General features: G+C 74.6%; 17 protein-coding genes. 8 read left to right on the top strand and 9 right to left on the bottom strand.

The window, feature by feature from the left end; translation table 11 throughout:
• Positions 1–1,100 precede the first annotated feature (1,100 nt).
• Both FB380_RS04150 and FB380_RS25280 read right to left on the bottom strand, forming a co-directional pair.
• The gene (locus FB380_RS04150; RefSeq protein ID WP_166753972.1) at positions 1,101–1,619 is read right to left on the bottom strand and encodes a diguanylate cyclase domain-containing protein; all 519 of its coding nucleotides are present in this window, start codon (positions 1,617–1,619) and stop codon (positions 1,101–1,103) included.
• Positions 1,620–1,726: 107 nt separating this feature from the next.
• On the bottom strand, positions 1,727–2,743 hold the full coding sequence (locus FB380_RS25280) for a hypothetical protein (RefSeq protein ID WP_166753288.1): 1,017 nt from the start codon (positions 2,741–2,743) through the stop codon (positions 1,727–1,729).
• An 800-nt stretch (positions 2,744–3,543) separates the two neighbouring features.
• Here FB380_RS25280 and FB380_RS04140 point away from each other — a divergent pair.
• On the top strand, positions 3,544–5,082 hold the full coding sequence (locus FB380_RS04140; RefSeq protein WP_166753971.1) for a sugar transferase: 1,539 nt from the start codon (positions 3,544–3,546) through the stop codon (positions 5,080–5,082).
• A gap of 387 nt (positions 5,083–5,469) precedes the next feature.
• Here the strand turns inward: FB380_RS04140 and FB380_RS04135 are convergent, their stop codons facing one another.
• The 7 genes from FB380_RS04135 to FB380_RS04105 form a co-directional block, all read right to left on the bottom strand.
• On the bottom strand, positions 5,470–5,793 hold the full coding sequence (locus tag FB380_RS04135) for a hypothetical protein (protein WP_166753970.1): 324 nt from the start codon (positions 5,791–5,793) through the stop codon (positions 5,470–5,472).
• 14 nt (positions 5,794–5,807) lie between these two features.
• Positions 5,808–6,692 (bottom strand): tyrosinase family protein, encoded by an 885-nt coding sequence (locus FB380_RS04130; protein ID WP_166753969.1) that lies wholly within the window; start codon positions 6,690–6,692, stop codon positions 5,808–5,810.
• 365 nt (positions 6,693–7,057) lie between these two features.
• Entirely contained in the window at positions 7,058–8,110 is a 1,053-nt protein-coding gene (locus FB380_RS04125) for a glycosyltransferase family 4 protein (protein WP_166753968.1), read from the bottom strand.
• A 5-nt stretch (positions 8,111–8,115) separates the two neighbouring features.
• A complete protein-coding gene (locus tag FB380_RS04120) occupies positions 8,116–9,237 on the bottom strand; it encodes a polysaccharide pyruvyl transferase family protein (RefSeq protein ID WP_166753967.1) in 1,122 nt (373 codons plus the stop codon).
• 153 nt (positions 9,238–9,390) lie between these two features.
• The gene (locus FB380_RS04115) at positions 9,391–10,362 is read right to left on the bottom strand and encodes a glycosyltransferase family 2 protein (protein ID WP_166753966.1); all 972 of its coding nucleotides are present in this window, start codon (positions 10,360–10,362) and stop codon (positions 9,391–9,393) included.
• A gap of 18 nt (positions 10,363–10,380) precedes the next feature.
• Positions 10,381–11,028, bottom strand: a complete 648-nt coding sequence (locus tag FB380_RS04110) for a CHAP domain-containing protein (protein WP_166753965.1) — start codon at positions 11,026–11,028, stop codon at positions 10,381–10,383.
• The gene (locus tag FB380_RS04105) at positions 11,025–12,176 is read right to left on the bottom strand and encodes a polysaccharide lyase family protein (RefSeq protein WP_166753964.1); all 1,152 of its coding nucleotides are present in this window, start codon (positions 12,174–12,176) and stop codon (positions 11,025–11,027) included. The genes FB380_RS04110 and FB380_RS04105 overlap by 4 nt, the downstream gene beginning before the upstream one ends.
• A gap of 310 nt (positions 12,177–12,486) precedes the next feature.
• Here FB380_RS04105 and FB380_RS04100 point away from each other — a divergent pair, with 310 nt between their 5' ends.
• The 7 genes from FB380_RS04100 to FB380_RS04070 all read left to right on the top strand — a co-directional run bounded on the left by FB380_RS04100 (position 12,487) and on the right by FB380_RS04070 (position 20,303).
• Positions 12,487–13,407, top strand: a complete 921-nt coding sequence (locus tag FB380_RS04100; RefSeq protein ID WP_166753963.1) for a hypothetical protein — start codon at positions 12,487–12,489, stop codon at positions 13,405–13,407.
• Between the two features lie 196 nt (positions 13,408–13,603).
• The gene (locus tag FB380_RS04095) at positions 13,604–14,593 is read left to right on the top strand and encodes a glycosyltransferase (protein ID WP_166753962.1); all 990 of its coding nucleotides are present in this window, start codon (positions 13,604–13,606) and stop codon (positions 14,591–14,593) included.
• Positions 14,590–16,200, top strand: a complete 1,611-nt coding sequence (locus FB380_RS04090) for a lipopolysaccharide biosynthesis protein (protein WP_166753961.1) — start codon at positions 14,590–14,592, stop codon at positions 16,198–16,200. The genes FB380_RS04095 and FB380_RS04090 overlap by 4 nt, the downstream gene beginning before the upstream one ends.
• Positions 16,197–17,450, top strand: a complete 1,254-nt coding sequence (locus FB380_RS04085; RefSeq protein ID WP_166753960.1) for a polysaccharide pyruvyl transferase family protein — start codon at positions 16,197–16,199, stop codon at positions 17,448–17,450. The genes FB380_RS04090 and FB380_RS04085 overlap by 4 nt, the downstream gene beginning before the upstream one ends.
• Positions 17,451–18,023, top strand: a complete 573-nt coding sequence (locus FB380_RS04080; protein WP_166753959.1) for an acyltransferase — start codon at positions 17,451–17,453, stop codon at positions 18,021–18,023.
• Between the two features lie 151 nt (positions 18,024–18,174).
• Positions 18,175–19,293: an acyltransferase family protein gene (locus FB380_RS04075; protein ID WP_166753958.1), complete on the top strand. Its 1,119-nt coding sequence runs from the start codon at positions 18,175–18,177 to the stop codon at positions 19,291–19,293.
• The gene (locus FB380_RS04070; RefSeq protein WP_166753957.1) at positions 19,293–20,303 is read left to right on the top strand and encodes a glycosyltransferase; all 1,011 of its coding nucleotides are present in this window, start codon (positions 19,293–19,295) and stop codon (positions 20,301–20,303) included. The genes FB380_RS04075 and FB380_RS04070 overlap by 1 nt, the downstream gene beginning before the upstream one ends.
• The last annotated feature ends 101 nt before the right edge of the window (positions 20,304–20,404 follow it).

The following is a 20,404-nucleotide window of genomic DNA, read 5'->3' as shown; positions in this document are numbered from 1 at the left end:
TGGCCGAGACCTGGTCCGGGTGCGCGGCGAGCTCGGCCCGCAGCGGGTCGCTGTACCCGAGGGTGCTGCCGGACCTGGCCAGGACCGGGGCGAGTGCGATGGCCGAGAGTGCGGTGAGGGCGAGCAGGCGCTGTGGGGCGCGCCCTCGCGGCCCCGGCCGCGCGGGCCCACCCCGGGTCCAGGCCCGGATCCGGCCGGTGGGAGCGGTGGGCGCGGAACCCGCGCGAGGTGGCCGGACCGATCGCGACGGCCGGTGGGACGGCGTCGAGGCGAGGACGGCGGCAGACACCGCACCCCGGGCCGCGGCGGGAGCGTGGCCGGCGGTCCGCCGGGGTGCGCGGCAGGCGTGCGCCTCGGCACCGGGCACGCGGATGAGAGGGGTCCGGCGAGACGTCCGCCGCCGGCGCCGGGAGCCGAGCGGGGCCTGGAGGGAGACGCGGCGGACCGGGCCGCGGGTCAGGCCGGAGGGGAGCCCGGCGCCGGTCGTGGCGGACCGTCGGCGGACGAGGGACACGCCGGACGGACGGCCGGCCGGCGGACGGGAGGCGGGTCGGCGGCGCAGGCCCAGGGGATGCCCACCGGGGAGGTGGGCGCGCTGCACCAGGGTCAGCTCATGGCAGTGGTCCGGTGGCACCCGGGTGACGACGACGTGGAAGACGGCAGCCGCGAGCAACCCCACCAGGGGCCAAGCGATCAGCAGCCACCACCACGCCACGGAGTTCCCTCGTCTCGGCCGCTCTGCCCACGCTGGCAGCGTCCCCACGCCAAGGTTCGCCCGGTCGGGCGTTCCCGTCAATCGCGTGTCTCACCAGGTCATCGGTCCGTTGGGGCGACAGCCGACCTGGTCCTCGGCGGTGCACCAGCGGGACGGTGGCTCCTCCGGTCCGGAGGGCGTCACCGTGGACCGGGAGACGAGCGCAGCGGGAGCTTAGGGGGCATGGCGCGGCGGCCCGGCGACGGGTGGGTGCGGGCGCCGTCCAGGCTCGTCCGGCCGACCACGTGGAGCTGCCCCGTGCCGCCGGGACGCGGCGGCACGGGGCAGGTCTGGTGGACGCCGATCGCCCGCGGGTCCACCGCGCCGCTGCGGTGGACCCGCGGCGTCAGCGGCGGGTGCCGCGGTAGCGGATGACCCTGCCGCCGCCGATGCTGCGAGCGGCGGTGAGGCACAGGGTGGCCCGGCGGTGCACCTCGCTGGGCGACGTGTCCGGGGAGAGCCCGGCGATGCCGGCGCAGGCGGTCAGGCCGGGGACGCCGGCGTCGGAGACGACCTCGGTGAGCCGGTCGGCCGCGGTCTCGGCGTGATGTGCGACGGCGCCCAGCAGGACGGCGAACTCGGTGGCCCCGGAGCGGGCCAGCCAGTCGTCGCCGCGCACGTTCGCCGACAGCGCCGCAGCGACCCGGTCGAGGTGCTCACCCGGCATCGGCCAGCCGGTGTCCCGGCGGAGCAGGCCGACGAGCACCAGGGTCGCCGGCGAGAGCTCCGAGGAGGGGGTCTGCTCGGCGATCCGGTCGAGCAGCGTGACCCGGGTGGGCAGCAGGGAGACGGCGGCGGGGGCGTGGCGGCCCGGTGGTGACGGGACCCCGTCGGTGACGGTGACGGTGGCGGCGGCGATCGGCATGACGGGACGGTCGGCGCCCCGGACGGCCTGGTTGAGCCCCGCGGCCACCGGCGTGCCTCGTCGGAGGGAGCGGTCGCTGTCCCGTGGGCGGGCTGGCGCGGCCCGGGTCAGGGACCGGCGAGGATGCCGGCCCGCTCGAGGAGGGCGGCGACGGTGCCTGCGGGCGCCTCCGTCGTCGCGGACGCCTCCGTCGCGGACGCCGACGGGGTCGTCCCGCCCGGGGACGGCTGCGCGGACTGCGGCGCGACGGTCGGCTCCGGCGTCGCGGTGGACGGCGGGGTGGGGGCCGGCGTCGGGGTGCCCTCGACCAGGAAGGCCTGGACGGACGGTCCGCCGGTCGACGGCGCGTCCGCGGTCCCCGGATCCGGCAGGCCGTCCGTCCCCGGCGTCGCCCCCGTCGGCGTCGCCCCCGTCGGCGTCGCACCGGTCGGCGTCGCACCGGTCGGCGTCGCACCGGTCGGCGTCGCACCGGTCGGCGTCGCACCGGTCTGCGTGGCACCGGTCGGGGCCGCACCGGTCGTCGTGCCGGTGGTCGTGCGGGTGGTCGTACCGGCCGGCGTCTTGCCGGTCGAGGTCGTACCGGTCGAGATCGTACCGGTCGGTCCCGTCCCGGCGGGCTGCGCGCCGGTCGGCACGCGGGTTGCCGAGCCGGCGCCGGGCGGCGGCTGTCCCACGGTCCCGGCGGACGGGCCGCCGGCGGCGGACGGTCCGGCAGCCGGTTCCCCGGCCCCGTGGGTGCCGGCCGCGCCGGGCGCGGCGGAGGCGTCCCGGGTGGCTGCGGCACCCGGGACCGCCGGGGCCGCGCGGTTGCTCTCTGCCGCACGTGCGGCGGAGCCGGCGGCAGCGGCGGGCGCGGGAGCCGGGCCGGGCGACGGTGCACCGGCCACGAGGCCGCCGGCGGGAAGCGCCGCCAGGGTGTCCTCGGCCCGATCGGGCTGGGCGGCGACCTCGGCGGCCACCGCGTCGTGCAGGCCCAGCGCACTGGAGGACCGGGCGAGCAGCGGCGTCACGGTGACCAGCAGCAGCGCGGCGCCGGCGAGGACCCGCTGCGGTGTCCGGCTGCGGCGGCGGCGCGCGTCGGGGTGCGAGGTCGGCGCCGCGTCCGCGGCGTGCCGTCGACGCACCGACCGCGGCGGCTCCGGGGGCGGCGGGGCAGGGAGGGGGCTGGGGGTCGGCGCCTCGCTGGGGATCCACCGCGGCTCCGGGGTCGCCAGGGCAGGCAGGGCACTGGGGATCGGCAGCGAGCTGGGGATCCACCGCGGCTCCGGGGTCGACAGGACAGGCAGGGCACTGGGGACAGGCGGGGCGCTCGGGGTCGGCAGCGAGCTGGGGACCCGCCGCAGCTCCGGGGCCGGCAGCACGGGCTCGGTCACCCGCGGCGGCGGAGCGCTGACCACGCGGTGCCGACCGGTCTCGACGGGTGCCGGTGGCACCTGGACCCGGCGGTGTCGGCCGGAGGTCTCCGGACCCGGTCGGTCGGTCTGCACGTCCTGCGTCCCCCCTCGCGCGCCGGCAGGAGCCGACGGCAGCAAGCTAGTTGCCGTAGCAGGCTGTGCCTAGACGGTTACGGCGTGTCCGATTCGACACGCTGGGCGGCCCGAGTGCCCGCGCCGGCCGGCCCGCCCGACACGGGGGTTTGTGGGGCGGCGCGCCCGTCGTGACTCATTTCACCCGCCACTCGAACCTGCGCCACGCCGAATATGTCGCGTGCGTCGTCGCAGTACGTATTGGTCGACTGACTGCCTGTGCCCGACCAATGTCCTTTACACCGACGTCGGCCGAAGTTCCATTCTCACGGGGTGCCGCTTTTGCTACAGCTTCGTTACCGTCACCGTGCCGGTCTGACAGCGCAGTCGTCGGTCCGTCCCAGACATGACTACGAGGTTGCGTTTCCCGTGGCGCCGGCCTCCCGGGGGTTCACTGCATGAGCATGCTCGACGAGCGGAACACCGCCGTCCGTCCTCGACGGAGCGCGGCGTCCAAGCATCGGGCGCAGCAGCCCCGTCGCCGCACGTTCGCACGGTCCTGGCTCCGTGGTGAGGGCACCGTCGCCCGCCGGGCCTGGCGTGCCGACTACGTCCGCCACATCGCGGCCGGGGACGCCGTCGCGGCCGGGCTGGCCGCCACCGTCGGGTACCTGACCCGCTTCGGGCCCGAGGGGATGACCGCGGGCCAGCACTCGTCGGTCTGGCTGGCCGTGCTGCTCCCCGTGGTCTGGGTGGGCCTGATGCTCGTCAGCCGCAGCTACGAGGAGCGCTTCCTCTGGGTGGGCCCGGAGGAGTTCCGCCGGGTCTTCTCCGCCGCCGTCCTGCTGCTCGCCCTGGTCGGCACGGTCTCCTGGGCCTTCAAGCTCGAGCTCGCCCGGGGCTTCATCGTCGTCGCACTGCCCCTGGCCACCGGCCTCTCCCTGCTGCAGCGCTACCTGCAGCGGCAGTGGGTGCACCGCCGCCGCGCCGAGGGGCGCTTCCTGCAGACGGCGATACTCGTCGGTCACCGCAGCGGCGTCACCGCCCTGCACGCGCAGATCGACCGCGAGGCCTACCACGGCTACCGCGTGATCGGCTGCTGCCTGCCGGCCGGCCCGCGGGGGGAGTCCCCGGAGGCCTTCGACGGGCTGCCGGTGCTGGGCACCCTCGACGAGGTGGTCGACGTCGTCCACGCCTACGAGGTCGACACCGTCGCGGTGCTGCCCTCGCCGGAGCTGGACGGCCCGGCGCTGCGCCGGCTGGGCTGGGACCTGGAGAAGACCCGCGCCGAGCTGCTGCTGGCCCCCGCGGTCACCGAGATCGCCGGTCCCCGGGTGCGCATCCGCCCGGTGTGCGGGCTGCCGCTGCTGCACATGGAGCGGCCCGAGCTGCGCGGCGTCCGCCGGCTCACCAAGGAGTCCTTCGACCGCATCTCGGCCACGCTCGGCATCCTGCTCATCCTGCCGGTGCTGGCCACCCTCGCCCTGGCCGTCGGGCTCACCAGCCGCGGTGGGGTGTTCTACCGGCAGGAGCGGGTCGGCCGGGACGGGCAGACGTTCGGGATGCTGAAGTTCCGCACCATGGTCGCCGGCGCGGACCGGATGGTGCCCGGCCTGGCCGAGCAGAGCGACGGCAACGGCGTCCTGTTCAAGATGAAGGGCGACCCGCGGGTCACCCCGGTCGGCCGGGTGCTGCGCCGCTACTCCCTGGACGAGCTCCCGCAGCTGCTCAACGTGCTGCGCGGTGAGATGTCGCTGGTCGGGCCGCGCCCGCCGCTGCCCAGCGAGGTCGAGCGCTACGGCTTCGACATGCACCGCCGCTTCCTGGTCAAGCCCGGGATCACGGGTCTGTGGCAGGTCAGCGGCCGCTCGGACCTCTCCTGGGACGACTCGGTCCGCATCGACGTCCGGTACGTGGAGAACTGGTCACTGGCCTTCGACTTCATGATCCTGTGGAAGACGGTGGGCGCGGTCTTCCGCGGCTCCGGCGCCTACTGACCTGACCACCGCCGACGGGGTGGGCCGGGAGCTGCGATGCAGCCCCCGGCCCACCCCGTCGTCGTCTGGCACCGGCGACAGCCGGCTCCCGCGCACCGGTGCCGCTGAGAGTCCGCTGAGTGCGTCCTGCCCCCGTACGGCCGGCTGCGCACGCCCTGCCGGCGACGGCCGGCTCCCCGGACCGTCCAGCCGACGGGCCGCCCCGCACGCCGTCCGGGCGACACGCGGCCGTCCACCCTCGCCGCCGGCACCAGGACGGCGCGGTCGCAGACCCGGTCACCGGCGCCCCGTGCCGCCGAGGGCCACCGGCAGCACGCCGAGACGACACAGGCGGGGCGCTGGTCTGCCCAGCGCCCCGCCCGTGTCCTGCCGTCCGTGCCCGACTGGCTAGACGATCAGCAGCCCGGCGTCCTCGGCCTCGATGACGGCCTCGACGGCCTTGCGCGGCGCCTTGTACGTCGCGAAGGGGAGCAGGTGGGTGGCGTACCCGCCGTTCATCTGCTCGAGGTGGACGCCGTGCCGGCCGTTGACCACGGCATGTGCGTTCTTCCCGACCTTCTGGATGACCACCTTGCGCCCCCGGTGGGTGAAGCGCTCCTCTGCGGCGGCCGCTGCCTCAGGGATGTCGTCGAACGGAGGGGTCCCGGTCACGGCCACCGCCGTGCCGGCCACAGCCACGGTGGCCCCCATCATGAAACGTCTGCGATCCATGAGCGCTGGTCCTCCTAGACGTAGGTGTAGTCGAGCCGGGTGATGTCGAGGACGTCCGCCGGGGTCCGCGGGACGATCAGGCCCTGCATCGTGTCGTTGAGGTTGTGGCCGGTGGGGCCGCCGGACGCGGGCTGGTAGTTGTTCACGCCGCGCATCCCCTGCCAGACCCACCAGAGCCGGTCCACGTTGCCGTGGACGAGCCAGAAGACCGGGTCGTTCGGCGACGTGCCGGCGAGCATGTCGCCGCCCACCCACCGGTGCACCAGGTTGTGCATGCGGGGGCCTCCGGACCAGCCCTCCATCCGGTTGCGGAAGGTCGCCACGGTGGCGTCCCAGGGCGACCGGTCGTAGGTCGAGTAGCGGTCGATGGCATCGGTGACCTGCGACGGGTCGGGCAACCTCGTCGACCCGCGGGGGTCGCGGCCGAGCATGCGGATGAGGCCGGGGGTGGAGCGCGGGACCATGGCGCCGGTGGTGTTGTTGACGATGAGCGCCACCCAGTGCGCGAACGGCCCGTTGAGCACCCGGTTGCCCCGGGCCGGGTCGCCGTCCCCGCCGATGCCCCCGGCGCTCCACAGCGGGGAGCGTCGCGGGTCGCCGCCGTTGAGCGCCGTCTCGTTCTGCCACCGCCAGTAGGGCAGGCCCTCGATCGACGGGTCGACGGCCTGGAGGGCGTTCTCGATGTCGAGGAGGGTCGCGCGGTGCCAGGGGAGGAAGGCCGGTGCCCGGTGGGCGGCGTTGCGCGTGGAGCCCGGCGGGGTCGCGATGTTCATCGCGTCGACGTGGTGCCGGATGAACTCGTCGTAGGTGCCGTTCGCCTTCAGCACGTTGAAGGCCGACGTCAGCCGCTGCACCTCGCTCGGTGACAGGCTCAGGATGTTCCGCCTCGTCCCGGTCATCGGGAGCACGCCCCCGTCGGGTGGGAGGGGCCGGCGACCGTCGACGCGGGGCCTGCTGGTGCAGTGACTTCTTCGAGCATCTTCGACCTCAGAACAGTTGGCGACTACACAACGGAGCGGAGTCCGACCGTCATGACTCCGCCTGCTGTTCAGCGGGAACTGAGAGGTCGTCCACTCGTCAGAGCGTGGACACCATAGCCACAACAATTGCCGATGAGGACGGCGGTGGTGGCGCATTTCTGTCTGTGATCAGGAGGTCACTAACAGCATTGAGGAACGTCACTCATCGCATGCGCCCGGTCACGCATTCACTGCATTCGCCGGTGCGATCGCGAAATCCGGTGACCATTCGGTGACCCTGGGTGTCAGTCTTTCGTCGAGGCTCGACGGGCGGGTCGACGGCGGTCGGCAAGTGCGGCGAGCCACAGGTCCTCGACCCGGGGGAAGACCGCGTCGGCGCTGTAGCGCTCCTCGAACGCCTGGAGGGCCGACCCGGCCAGCCGCGACCGGCGCTCCGGGTCGCTGAGCACCAACTGCAGGGCGGCGTGGAAGGCCTCGACGTCCGCGGGTGGGACGACGATGCCGTGCTCGTCCCCCAGGACGGCCGCGATGCCCCCGACGTCGGTGGAGATGACGCAGTTGGCGCGGGCCATCGCCTCGAGGATGAACATCGGCATCGCCTCGTCCCGGGACGGGAGCACCGCGATGCGCGACCGGTCCAGCAGCGCCATGAGCTCCTCGTGCGCCAGCGAACCGGCCATCGTCAGCCCCGGGACGTCCGGACGCACGAGCGCGGCGTCCTGGACCGGGCCGGCCACGACCAGCTCCCAGCCGGGGGCGTCGATCCGGGACCACGCCTCCTGCAGGACGTCGATGCCCTTGCGGTGCGACACGACGCCGCCGAAGACCACCAGGTCCTCCTTCGCGGCGGGTGCGCTGGAGGGGATCGCGTTTGGGATCAGCACGACCCGCTCGGCCGGCACGAACCGCGCCGCCACCTCGGAGGACTCGGCCGACAGGCTGATCACCCGGTCGGCCCCGCGCAGCGCCCAGCCGGTCAGCCGCGGGTGCGCGGCGGCGAAGGCGGCGAAGGAGCTGCCGTGCAGGTGTGCCACCGTGGCGATGCCGCGGGCGTGGGCCACCCGCATCAGCGCGCCCTCGCGGACGAACGACCCCCGCTCGGACATGTGCGCCACCACGACCGAGGAGCGCCGGGGCAGCCGCAGGACCCGGGCCAGCGCGCCGGCGCCCTTCACCAGCGTCGCCCGCAGGTCGTGCGGGTCGCCCCGGGAGGTGAGCACCGCGACGTCCACCCGCGGGAAGGGCCACGCCAGGTAGCCGTTCATGACCTGGGTCATCCCGCCGGGGATGTCGCCCACGCGGCCCAGGTGGAACACGGTCGGCCGGGACGTCGTCACCGCCGTCAGCCCGCGACCGGCTCGGTGGTGGCCGGCGCCGCCGGGGAACGCCCGGACAGCACCTGCTGGATGTCCTGGCGGTGCCCGCGCAGCCGCCGGCGCGCCTCCAGGAGGGCGGCGAACAGCTCGGCCCGCCGTCCGGCGAGGGCCTCCAGCCGGGCCACCAGCTCGTCGGCGGAGTCGATGCCGGCCGAGACGGTCACCCCGGTGATGCCGATGGTGGTGAAGTGCCGGTCCACCTTGTCGGAGTCCCCCACCGGCGAGCCGACCGGCACCGCGCCCTCGGTGAACGCGGCGATGACCACGTGCAGCCGGTCGGACAGCACGACCGCGGTGCGGGAGTAGAGCTCCCGCAGCCGGCGCTCCTGCTCGTCGTGCCCGGTGGGGCCCGTCCAGCCGAGCACCTGGCCGCCCAGGTCCGCGGCCAGCCGCCGGGAGCGCTCCTCGTCGGTCCAGACCTGGGTGACCGCCCAGATCTCCAGGTCGTGCGCCGCGGCGTAGGACCGGACGCCGTCCAGCCACGCCCGGCTCGGGTAGGGGCGGGCCGGGTCCTCGCCGCGCATCGAGACCACGAGCGCGTTCCGCTCCGGGGCGGGGGAGGCGAACCGGGAGACGGCGGCGTCGTCCGCGCCCTCCCCGAAGGCGAGGTCCGGCATGACCGCGCCGGTGCCCATGTACCGCCCGGTCGCGTCGTCGCGCCACAGCGTCCGGTCCGACAGTGCGATCGACGGGCGCATCAGGGCGCGCGGCACGGCGGCGAAGTTGCGGGTGCCGACCCCGGCCCGGACGGCCGCGCCGCCCCGCAGCTTCAGCGCCACCAGCAGGGGCAGCAGGGAGAGGTGCTCCTTCATGCCCACCAGGGTCAGCTGGATCTCCCCGGGCTTGAAGACGTACGCGGCCTCACCGCGCAGCGCCGAGGCCAGGGCCACCCGGTACCAGGCCCGCAGCGACCGGTAGACCCGGTCGCCGGGCCGCAGGCCGAGGCCCTCGTCGTAGCCGTCGGGGGAGGCGCCCACGTAGACGTGCAGCTCACCGGCCGGCCGGACCCAGTCGAGCAGCTGCCGGCGCAGGATGATGTCTCCCACGTTCTCGTACTGGCCGCGGCCGATCGCGAACACCTTCGTCATGCGGGCGCCTTTCGGGGACGGTGGCGGCGGTGGCGTCAGCGGCACCTCAGGACACGCGGCTCCGGGTGGCCTCGACGGCACCTGCGGTGCGCGGGTACACACGGCCCTGGGAGCCGCCGAACGGTAACGCACCTCCCGGCCCGGCGACGGTGCTCACCGGTCGGCGACGGCCAGGAGCCGGCGGTAGGCGGGCAGGGACACCTTCGCCGACGCCGCCAGCGCGAGCCGCTTGGCGTCCCGCCGGCGGGCCAGGAGCACCAGCTCCCGCACCCCGAGCCGGCGGCGCAGCCGGCGCACCAGCTCCGCGCTCTCCGCGGGGCCGTAGGAGCCGAGGACGGCGTCCTTGAGCCCGGACAGGGTGAGGTAGCGGGTGACGAAGTAGCGGTACTCGGCGGTGCCGGTCACGGCGGGGTCCACCCGCCGGGCGGCGGTCTCGACCGCGGCGGCGATGAGCTCGAGGGACTCCGCGCGCCGGGACCGGGTGGTGATGATCGAGGCGCTGCGCACCCGGTACTCGTAGACGGCCACCGGCAGGAAGGCCACCCGGCGGGCGCCGGCGACCGCCTGGGCGACCATGGCGAGGTCGGACTGCACCCGCGCCGGGGTGAAGTCGATGGTGCGCAGCAGCTCCCGGCGGAACAGCTTGTTCCACAGGTGCCCGGTGATCCGCCCGGTCAGGAAGAGGCGGAACGCCTCCCTGCCCGGGACGGGCGGGCCGGACGGCGGGTCGGTGCGGGTGGGCGCCTTGCCGGACTCGAAGGTGGCGCGGGCACCGGCCACCACCACGTCGGTGTCGGGGGCCGCCTCCGCGGCGGCCAGCAGCCGGGCGGCGGCGTCGGGCAGCCAGCCGTCGTCGGAGTCGACGAACCAGATCCACTCCGCGGTCGCCTCCTGCACCCCGCGCTCCCGGGCCCGCGCGACACCGCCGTTCTCCGGCAGGGGCACGAACCGGACCCGGGCGTCCCGGTCGGCCGCGGCCCGGGCGATCGCCCGCGAGCCGTCGGTGGAGCCGTCGTCGACGAGCACCAGCTCGACGTCGACCCCCTCCTGGCCCAGCACCCGGTCGATCGCGTCGGCGAGGTGGGTCGCGTCGTTGTAGACGGGCAGCACGACGCTGATCAGCACGTTTCCTCCAGGCAGCGGTCAGGCGTAGGCAGGGTAGCCGTAGCTGATCAACGCCTGGTCCTCCCACGGGCGGGCGTAGCGGCGCACGAAGCGCTCGGGGTAGGGCAGCGCGAAGGGGTGGTCGCCCTCGACCGTCTGCGGCACACCCCGGGTCACCGAGGTCACCAGGCCCACGTGGTGCGGCCGGTTGACCTCGCCGCGGGAGTAGAAGAGCAGTGCCCCGGGCTCCGGGGTCGAGCCCACCCGGTCGGCGCGCTGCAGCTCCGCGTAGAGGGTCACCGGCTCCGCCGTCCGCGGCACTCCGTTGTCGCGGAGCAACCAGCTGACGTAGATGGCGCTCCACGGCTCCGACGTCTCGCCGAACCAGGCCCGCCACGGGCTGCCGAGCAGCCGGCGTCCGGCGGTCCGGTCGGCCTCGGCGAGCACCGCGTCCAGGGAGCCGGGCACCGGTGCGGGGGCGGGCGTCCCCGGGGTCGGCGCCGTCACCGGAGGGGTCTCCGGCTCACCCGACCGGGACAGCCCGGTCGCGACGGCCGCACCGCCGGCGAGGACGGCGCCGCCGGCGAGCAGGAAGGCGCGGCGACTGATCGGCCGCCGGCCGGGGGCCGCGGCGTCGGAGCCGGCCGGCGGGTCGCCGCGCAGGGAGGGGCCGTGCGGGTCGATCACGGCAGCACCCCGCCCCGGTAGGAGCCGGGGTCGGCCTCCTCGACCGTGCGGGCGATCGTGTGGCCGGTGTGCCACAGGGTCACCCGGTCGAAGCGGCCGGCCACCCGGTAGATCTGCATGTCCGTCCGGTGCGGCTGGGACTCCGGCCGGAGGAGCACCCGGGGGACCCGGAGCCGGCCGTCGGCGAGGTGCATCGGGCGGACCGCCGTCGACTCGCCCTGGTTGAGGTGGCACTCCACCCAGCCGGAGGCGATGGACGACGACGCGCGGACCCGGAAGACGACGTCGGTCCACTGCCCGCGGCGGTAGGGCAGCGAGAGGAACGGCACCGGGTCGCCGGGGTTGAGCTCGTTGCCCCGCACGCTGAACTCGTCGATCGGGTCGTCGGGCGTGCGGCGCTCGGTGTGCAGCACGAACGGGGAGCCCTGCTCGTACGGCGGCCCGTAGAACTGGAAGACGGCGATGTAGCCGGAGGCCTCGCCCTCGGGTTCCAGGACGCCGTCCCGGGGGTGCACGGAGGGGAAGTCCTCGGGGGGCAGGAACGCGAACCCGACGCAGAACTCGTCGCCCTCGCGGATGTCGGAGGGGCTCGAGGACTGGAACCGCACGGTGGACGACGTCGGCTGGTCACGGTCGCCCCGTGCGCTGTCGGGCACGGAGACCCGGACGGCGCGGCGGGCCGGCCCGAGCACGGGGTCGGGCTCGACGGAGGCGTACTCGGCCCCGACGACGGGCGTGGTGCTGGCCAGCCACTGCTCGGTCGAACCGCTGTAGTCCGCGGCCCAGGCGAGCTCCTCCCGCCACCCGCCGGCGGACTCCGCGCGCACGGCGTCCCGGTCGTTGGCGGTGACGACGGCGAGGTACGGCGCCTCGACCCGGATGCCGTCGACGACCGCCGCGGCGGTGATCCAGAACATCGCGTCGGCCGGCGCGGGGACGTCGGGGTCGACCAGCTTGCGCCGGGTGTCCCAGCGGGCGACGTACACCCGGTCCCCGACGGGCTCCGCCGGGAGGGTCCCGAAGGCGGGATCGCCGATGGCGACCGTGACGCTCCCCACCCTGCTGCCGCCGCGGACCTCGACGCGCACCTCGACCGTGCCGCGGACCCGGTCCCCCGGAGAGGGGCTCAGGACGGCGATCGACGCCATGCTCCTCCTCGGGACGATGCGCGGGTCCGGGCGCCGCGACGGGCCGTGGGCCAGGGAAGTCGGCCTTCGGTCCAGGGTACGTGCCGGAACGGCTCCACCGGCCGCTGTCCGCCACGGGTGGGCGGTGGGAGGGCCCCACGGTGCGTGCGGTGGCGGGGTGGTGGTCCCCGATCGGGTGACACCCGGACGGGACCGGCCGCAGGTCATCCCTGGCTTCTCCGGTCGGTGGAGGTTAGTTTTCCGGTACACGTGTTGCGGTCCTGCGGCGCGGTGTCGACCATCCGTCCCGGCCTCATGGAGGGCATAGCCCGTGTCCCGAGCCCGTTCGGACGTCCCGGCGTCCGACCCGTCCACCGTCCGTCCGCCCCTGGCCAGCCGCCGCGCCGTCCTGTTCGGTGCCGCTGCCGGGCTCGCCGGCGTGGCCGTCGGTGCCGGGCCCGCGCAGGCCGCCCCGGTCTACAGCCCGATCCCCAAGCTGCCCGGCGAGGTCTCCCGCACCGACACCCGGACCACCCGGATCGGGAAGAAGAAGTACGAGGCGATCGACGTCGTCTGGGGCACCGACCGGGCGCGGCTCTACGTGCCGCACGCGACCCCCCCGAAGGCGCCGAAGCCCAGCGCGGTCGCCTGGATGTACCACTCGAACGGCAGCACGCACACCGCGATGGACGGCGCGTACGCCTACCCCGGCATGCTGCTCGTCGACCGGGGCGTGGTCTGCGTCTGCCCGAACTTCGGTGGCAGCACGTGGACGACGCAGGCCGCCCTGACCCACCAGGTCAACTGGGACAAGTACATCAGCGCGGTCTTCAACGTCGGCGTCGCGTTCGCCCGCGCCAACTCCGGCGGCGGCTCGCTGATGACCTACGCCTACGGCAACGGCATGGTCCGCGGGATGCGCGGGATCTACCTCGCCAACGCGAGCTACGACATGGAAGACCTCTACGCCCGGGACCCGGGCCGGATCGGCCCCCCGTACGGCAACGACCCGGCGCGCGTCGCGGCCACGAACCCCGCCCGCCTGCCGCAGAGCGCCTGGGCCGGCAAGCGGGTCAAGACCGTGGTCTCGCTCGTCGACCCGATCCTGCCGCCGGACCGGCACGGCCTGGCGCTGGCCGGTCTTGCCAAGCCCGTCGCGGCCGACGTGCGCGTCCAGTACCACGACCAGGGGCACACCGTGCCGGGTTGGACGCACTCGGACATGGTCGCCACCTTCAACTCCTGGCTGTGAGCGTCCGCTCCCGGCCTGATGTCCCTCGCACCGACCCCTCGTCTGCCGACCGGCAGGCGGTCCTCCCCGTGACCGCGCGGGGAGCGGTCCCCGGCCGGCCGGACGGTGCGGTGCCCGGAGACGGGCAGGGCCCGTCGTGATCGGCCGCCGGGCTCCGCAGCCGTCCGTCCCCCGGGCCGACGCCGACCGTCGCCTGGTGGTGCTGCACTCCCTGCGCGAGCCGGACGGCACCACGCAGTACGCCGACCAGATGGTCCAGGGCGCGGCGCCGGACGTCGACGTCCGCTTCTTCGACTGGCAGACGGGGCTGTTCGGCCGGTACGACGTGCTGCACGTGCACTGGCCGGAGCTGCTCATCCGCGACAGCCGGCGGCCGTGGCTGCGGTTCGTCAAGCGCCGGCTGCTGGAGCTGCTGCTCCTGCGCCTGCGGGTGCGGCGGATCCCGCTGGTGTGGACGGCGCACAACCTCAGCCCGCACGAGCAGGGCAGCCGGTCCGACCACCGGTCGCTGGACCGGTTTTACAGGCACGTCGACCTGGTGATCCGGCTCAACCCGGCCAGCCCGGTCACCGCCGGGCGCGAGACGGTGACGATCCCGCACGGGCACTACCGGCAGCCCTTCGCCCAGTACCCGCAGCCCGAGGCGCAGCCGGGGCGGCTCCTGTACTTCGGCATCATCCGGCCGTACAAGGGCGTCGACGTCCTCATCGACGCCTTCCGCGGCATCGACCGCGCCGACCTGCGGCTGCGGATCGTCGGCAACCCGCACCCGGGCCAGGCCGAGCTGGTGCACGAGAGGTCCGCGGGCGACCCCCGCATCGACACCCTGCTCCGCCTGGTGAGCGACCAGGAGCTGGTCGAGGAGATCTGCTGTTCGCAGCTGGTGGTCCTGCCCTACCGCGGGAGCATGCACAACTCGGGGTCCCTCTTCGCGGCGCTGTCCCTGGGGCGGCCGGTCCTCGTGCCGGAGTCGCCGACCAACGCGGCGCTGTCGGAGGAGGTGGGCCCCGGGTGGATCCTGCAGTACCCCGGTGAGCTGACCCCGCAGGTGCTCGAGGAGGCGATCGCCGCCACCGCGGCCCGCCGGGGCGGGGAGCCGCGGCTCGACGACCGCGACTGGGAGCGGATCGGGCTCCACCACCGCGACGCCTACCGACGGGCCCGAGTGCTCAGCGGGCGAGGGTGACCGGGCCCACCGCGGGGGAGGGGCAGGGGCTCGGTGCACGAGCCTCCCGGGGTGCCGCCGTCACCCTGGGCGGGCAGGGGCTCCGCGTGCTCGTCCAGCTGGTGGGCATCGCCGTCCTGGCCCGGCTGCTCGACCCCGAGGACTACGGCCTCCTCGCGATCGTGACGCTGATCGTCGGCTTCGGCGAGCTGTTCCGGGACTTCGGTCTCTCCTCGGCCGCCGTCCAGGCCAAGACGCTCTCCGACGGGCAGCGGGACAACCTCTTCTGGCTCAACACCGGCATCGGCGCCGTCCTGGCCGTGCTGGTCTGCGCCGCGTCGCCGCTGGTGGCGCTGGCCTTCGACGACGACCGGCTGACCCTCGTCACCGTCGTCATGTCGGCCACGTTCCTGCTGAACGGGGTGTCCACCCAGTACCGGGCGATGCACACCCGGCACCTGCGCTTCGGCAAGCTCGCGCTCTCCGAGATCGGCGGGCAGGTCGCCGGCGTCGCCGTCGGCATCGTGCTCGCCGTCCTCGGCGCCGGCTACTGGGCGCTGGTCGCCCAGCAGCTCACCCAGGGGCTGGTCGCACAGGTGTTCCTGGTCGCCACCAACCGGTGGCTGCCGGGCCGGGTGGACCGGAGCGCGTCCGTCCGCCCCTTCATCGGCTACGGCATGCCGCTGCTCGGCTCGCACCTGCTCAACTACCTGGGCCGCAACATGGACACCCTCGTCCTCGGTGCGCGCTACGGTGCGGCGCCCGTCGGCCTCTACAACCGCGCCTTCCAGCTGGTCATGATGCCGTTGCTGCAGGTCCAGGCGCCGTCCACGCGCGTGGCCCTGCCGGTCCTCTCCCGGCTGCAGGACGACCGGAAGCGGTTCGCCGAGTTCATCAGCTTCGGCCAGGTCGCGCTGCTCACCCTCATCGGCGGCCTCTTCGCGGTGCTCTTCGCGCAGGCCGAGTCCGTGGTGTTCGTGATGCTCGGGCCGCAGTGGACGGAGGCGGTGCCGGTCTTCCAGGTGCTGCTCGTCGCCGGGTTCTTCCAGGCCGCCACCTACGCCGTCTCCTGGGTCTTCCTGGCCAAGGGGCTGACCCGGACGCAGTTCGTCTACGCCCTGGTGACCAGGCCGGTGATGGCGGTCGTCATCGTGGTCGGCTCCACCTGGGGGCTGCTGGGCGTGGCGGTGGGCTACGCGGTCGGGGTGGCGTTGGCGTGGCCGGTGGCGCTGGTCTGGATCGCCCGCGTCTCCGACGCCCCCGCCGGGCGGATGTTCCGCAACGGGCTCCGCACCGGGCTGGTCTTCAGCGTGGCGTCGGCCCTCTCGTTCCTGTCCACGGTCGCGCTGCCGGACGACGCGCACGCGCTGCGCCTGGTCGTCGGCGTGCTCGCCGTCCTCGGCGCGACCGCCCTCGCCGCGCTCGTCTGGCCGACGTTCCGGCGCGACCTGCGGGGGATCGCCGGGATGCGCAGGTCCCTCCGGCGCGGCTCCGGCCGTCCGGCCACCCGTCCGCCGGAGGACGACGGCGCGCCCGTCGGCGTGCCTCCCGGCCCGGCCCCCCTGAGCCTCACCGGTGCGGCTCCCACCGACCCGATCACGACCCCGAAGGCGGGTATGGACCCATGACCAAGGCCATCGAGCGCGCGCACCGGATCTGGCGACGGGCGGTGGTGGCATCGGGGCTGCCCAGCCTCGTCGACCGCCGGATCATCCGGTCCCGGGTGCGTGCGGAGCCGCGCGTCCGCGGCCGGCACCTGCTCCTCGCCGCACCCGGCGGCGGCAACGTCGGGGACCAGGCGATGCTCGAGTCGGTGCTGGAGAACACCGCCGGGCCGGTGACCCTGGTCGTGCCCGACCCCGCCGCGGTGGAACTGCCCGAGGAGTTCCGGCAGCGGGTGGAGGTCCTGGAGATCCCGCACCTGGTCTACGGGACCGGCGCCGACCACCGGGCCTCGGTGGCCGCGTTCGGCCGCGCGCTCGCGGGTGCGGCCCAGCTGTCCGTCCTGGGCGCGGACGTGATGGACGGCCGGTACTCGCTGCCGGCGTCGGTCCGCCGGTCCAACCTCGCCCGGGCGGCCGCCCGCGCCGGGGTCGACACCCGGATCATCGGCTTCAGCTGGAGCGACCGGGCCCGGGTCGCGGCCCGGCGGTCGCTGGCCGGCGCGGCGCGCGACGGGGTCCGGCTCCTGCTGCGCGACCCCATCTCCGCCGAGCGCGCCCGCGCGGACGGGATCGCACCGGTCGAGGAGGTGGCGGACGTCGTCTTCGCCGCCCGGACCGTGGACGGGTCGGCGGCCGACGAGCTGCTGCGGGACGTCACCCGGCCGGTCGCGCTGGTCAACGTCAGCGGGCTGCTCGCCGACCGGGTCGACCAGACCGAGGAGTACGTCCGGATCGTGGAGCACCTGCGCGGCCGTGGCCTGCACGTGCTGGTCATCCCGCACGTCGACCGGGAGCAGAGCGGCGACATGGCGCCCTGCGCCGCCCTCATGGCGCGGGTGGGTGAGCTGCCCGACGTGAGCGGCGTGCCCTCGATCCTGTCCCCGGCGCAGGTCCGCGGGCTGACCGCCCGGGCGAGCGTCACGGTCACCGGGCGGATGCACCTGGCGGTGATGTCGCTGCTGAACGGCGTCCCGGCGCTGACCCTGGCGTCCCAGGGCAAGGTCGAGGGCCTGATGCAGCTGTTCGGGACGCCCGAGCTGCGCATCGACGCCGTCCCCGGCTTCTCGGCGGTCGTCGCCGAGGTGATCGACCGCGTCCTCCCCGAGGACTCGGCAGCCCGGCAGTCCATCCGGCAGGCGCTCCCGGGCGTCGTGGCGATGGGGCAGCGCAACACGGCCGACCTGCTGGCCTCCGTCCCCACCGGGCAGGCCTAGATGAGCGGCAGGATGCGCGGCGCACTGGCCAGCACGGTGGCCGGCAGCCCGGTCTGGGCTCCCCGTACCCGGGCGCGGCTGCTCCGGGCGCTGGGCGTCCGGGTGCACGGCAGTGCCCGCGTCTACCCGTGGATCCGCTTCGTCGGCGGCGTCGACCACCTGGAGATCGGCCGGGGGGCGTTCGTCAACGTCAACGCCACGATCGGGGCCAACGCCCGCATCGTCATCGGCGACCGGGTCCACCTCGGCCCCGGGGTCAGCCTGCTGCCCACCTCCCACGACGTCGGGCCGCGGGAGCAGCGCGCCGGGGCGCCGGTCAGCGCCCCGATCACGATTGGGGACGGCGCCTGGCTCGGCGCCGGCGTCACCGTCCTGGGCGGGGTGACCATCGGGGCGGGCTCGGTCATCGCCGCCGGCGCCCTGGTCAGCGGCGACACCCAGCCGGACGCCGTCTACGGCGGGGTGCCGGCGCGGCTGATCCGCCGCCTCGACTCGTCGGGAACCGGACCCGCACCCGCCCCGGCGGAGCCGACCACCGCCCCGGCGGAGCCGACCACTTCCACGGTGGAGTGAACCTGCCCTCGGTCAGGCGTACGACCGTCCCGATCCCCGTACCGTCGGTGTACCGGCTGTTAGGGTCCCGGCGGACTCGCGGGTTCCCGCGGGTCCGGGTGACCGGACACGGTCGGGCGACGGACCAGGCCGTAGGAAGAACGGATCCTCGATGAGCGCCCAGAGCACTGCCCCGACGACGGGGCGGTTCGCGTGGCTCGAGCCCGTCAAGGGCCTGGCCATCTTCATGGTCATCGCCTACCACGTGACCCTCTACCTGAAGACGGCGGACGTCGACGCCGTGCTCGGCCGGGCCAAGGCCGTCTTCGAGCTCTTCCCGATGCCGGCGTTCTTCCTGATCGCCGGGATCTTCGCCGGCCGGCACGGGGCGACCAAGTTCCGCGCGTTGTGGAAGCGGCGGCTGCTGCCGCTGCTGTACCTCTACGTGCTGTGGTCGGTCATCCGGACGATCTTCTACTTCGTCATCCCCGGGCTCAACGGCGAGCTCGGTGAGATCCCGGCGACCGACCCGCTGGCGCTGCCGCTCATCCTGTTCTGGCCGAGCAGCAGCTACTGGTTCCTCTACGCGCTCTTCCTCTTCACCCTCTTCCGCTGGCTGATCGCCCGCGCGCCGATCTGGGTGCAGCTGGCCGGTTCGGGCCTGGTGTCGACCCTCTTCACCAGTGGCCTGGTCGACGCACACAACATCGGCTGGAACCGGGTCGGCGCACTGTTCTTCTTCTTCACCCTGGGTGCGGTGTTCTCCCGGGAGATCCGGGACCTCGTCGAGCGGGCGCGGCCGGTGCACCTCGGGATCGCCTTCGCCGTCCTGGTCGTGTCCACCGCGCTGATCGTCCTGGGCTTCCGCTGGGTGCCGCTCGTGGTGCTCGTCGGGCAGCTCGCCGCCGTGGCCGTCGGCATCCTGGTCGTCCGCTACCTGGTCCGGGTGCCGGGCTTCGGCATCTTCACCTCGATGGGCACCGCCAGCCTGAAGCTGTACCTGCTGCACCTCTACGTCATCGTCCTGGCGACCGCGCTGATCGCGCTGCTGGAACCGGCGTGGCCCCGGTGGGTCGACGTCGGCGTGCAGGTCGCGCTGGTCGTCCTCACCGTCCTCGCGTCCTTCGGCCTGGCCCGGCTCACCAGCCGGGTCCGCTGGCTGTACGCCCCACCGGCCTTCCTCCGCGGCCCCCGTCGCCGCGGGGCACAGGACCGCACCCCGGACGACCCCGAGAAGGCGGTCACCCCGCCGACCGAGCTGTCGCCCCGGCCCACCGAAGTGAGGGAATGATGTCCCCCCGAGAGCTGCCCGAGCTCCGGCCCGGCGCCGACCGCCGGCTCGTGCTGGCCGCCTCCACCGGCGGGCACCTGGCCCAGCTGGTCCGCCTGGCCCCGGGGCTCGGTGCGTCCGACGACTCGCTCTGGATCACCTTCCCCACCGCTCAGAGCGAGTCGCTGCTGGCGGGGCGGAACGTCCTGCACGTGCCCTACATCCGGCCGCGCGAGGGGCTGAAGATCGCCCGTGCGTTCCGGACGATCCTGCCGCGGCTGCGGTCCGAGCACTTCGACGCCGCGGTGAGCACCGGGTCGGCGCTGGCCCTGGCCGCACTGCCCGCCGCGCAGCTGGCCGGCATCCCGTCGCTCTACATCGAGAGCGTCTCGCGGGTGAACGGGCCCTCGGTCAGCGGACGGGTGCTGGCCGCGATGCGCTTCGCCGAGCTCCGGACGCAGCACCCCGCCTGGGCGGGGGGCCGGTGGGGCACCCACCCGAGCGTGTTCTCGGCGTTCCGGATGGTCCCCCGGCCGGTGCGCAGCGAGGGGCCGGCCCGGCTGTTCATCACCCTGGGCACGCTCCGCGGCTACCCGTTCCACTCGATCATCGACCGCATCCTGGAGCTGGGCCTGGCCGACGAGCACACGGTCTGGCAGCTGGGGGAGACGGAGCCGGCGGTCGAGCTGCCGGGCCGGGTGCACCACGAGCTGTCCGGCCAGGACTTCGACCAGTGCGCGCGCGACGCGGACGTGGTGATCACCCACGCCGGTGTGGGCAGCGTCCTCGGGTTGCTCGAGATGGGGATCGCCCCGGTCGCGGTCGTGCGCCGCCGGTTCCGTGGCGAGCACGTCGACGACCACCAGCAGCAGCTGGCCGGGCTGATGAAGAGCAGCGGGATCGGCTTCGCCGTCGAGGTCGACGAGCTCTGCCCGGAGGTCGTCGCGGCAGCTGCGCGCTCCCGGGTGGAGGTCGACCCGGGTACCACGGGGGAGAGCGGGACGTCGCTGTCCCGCCCCGACCGGCCCTGACCGCCGCACGGCCTACGCGCGGCCACCCTGCGGCGGGGTGCTGCGCCGGCACGAGCACCAGGCGACGGCCCACTCCTCTCCAGGCGGTGCCGCGGCCGGCA

This window comes from Modestobacter marinus (assembly GCF_011758655.1).
GTDB classification, from domain to species: Bacteria; Actinomycetota; Actinomycetes; order Mycobacteriales; family Geodermatophilaceae; genus Modestobacter; species Modestobacter marinus.
This window is presented reverse-complemented; position numbering and strand designations above follow the sequence as displayed.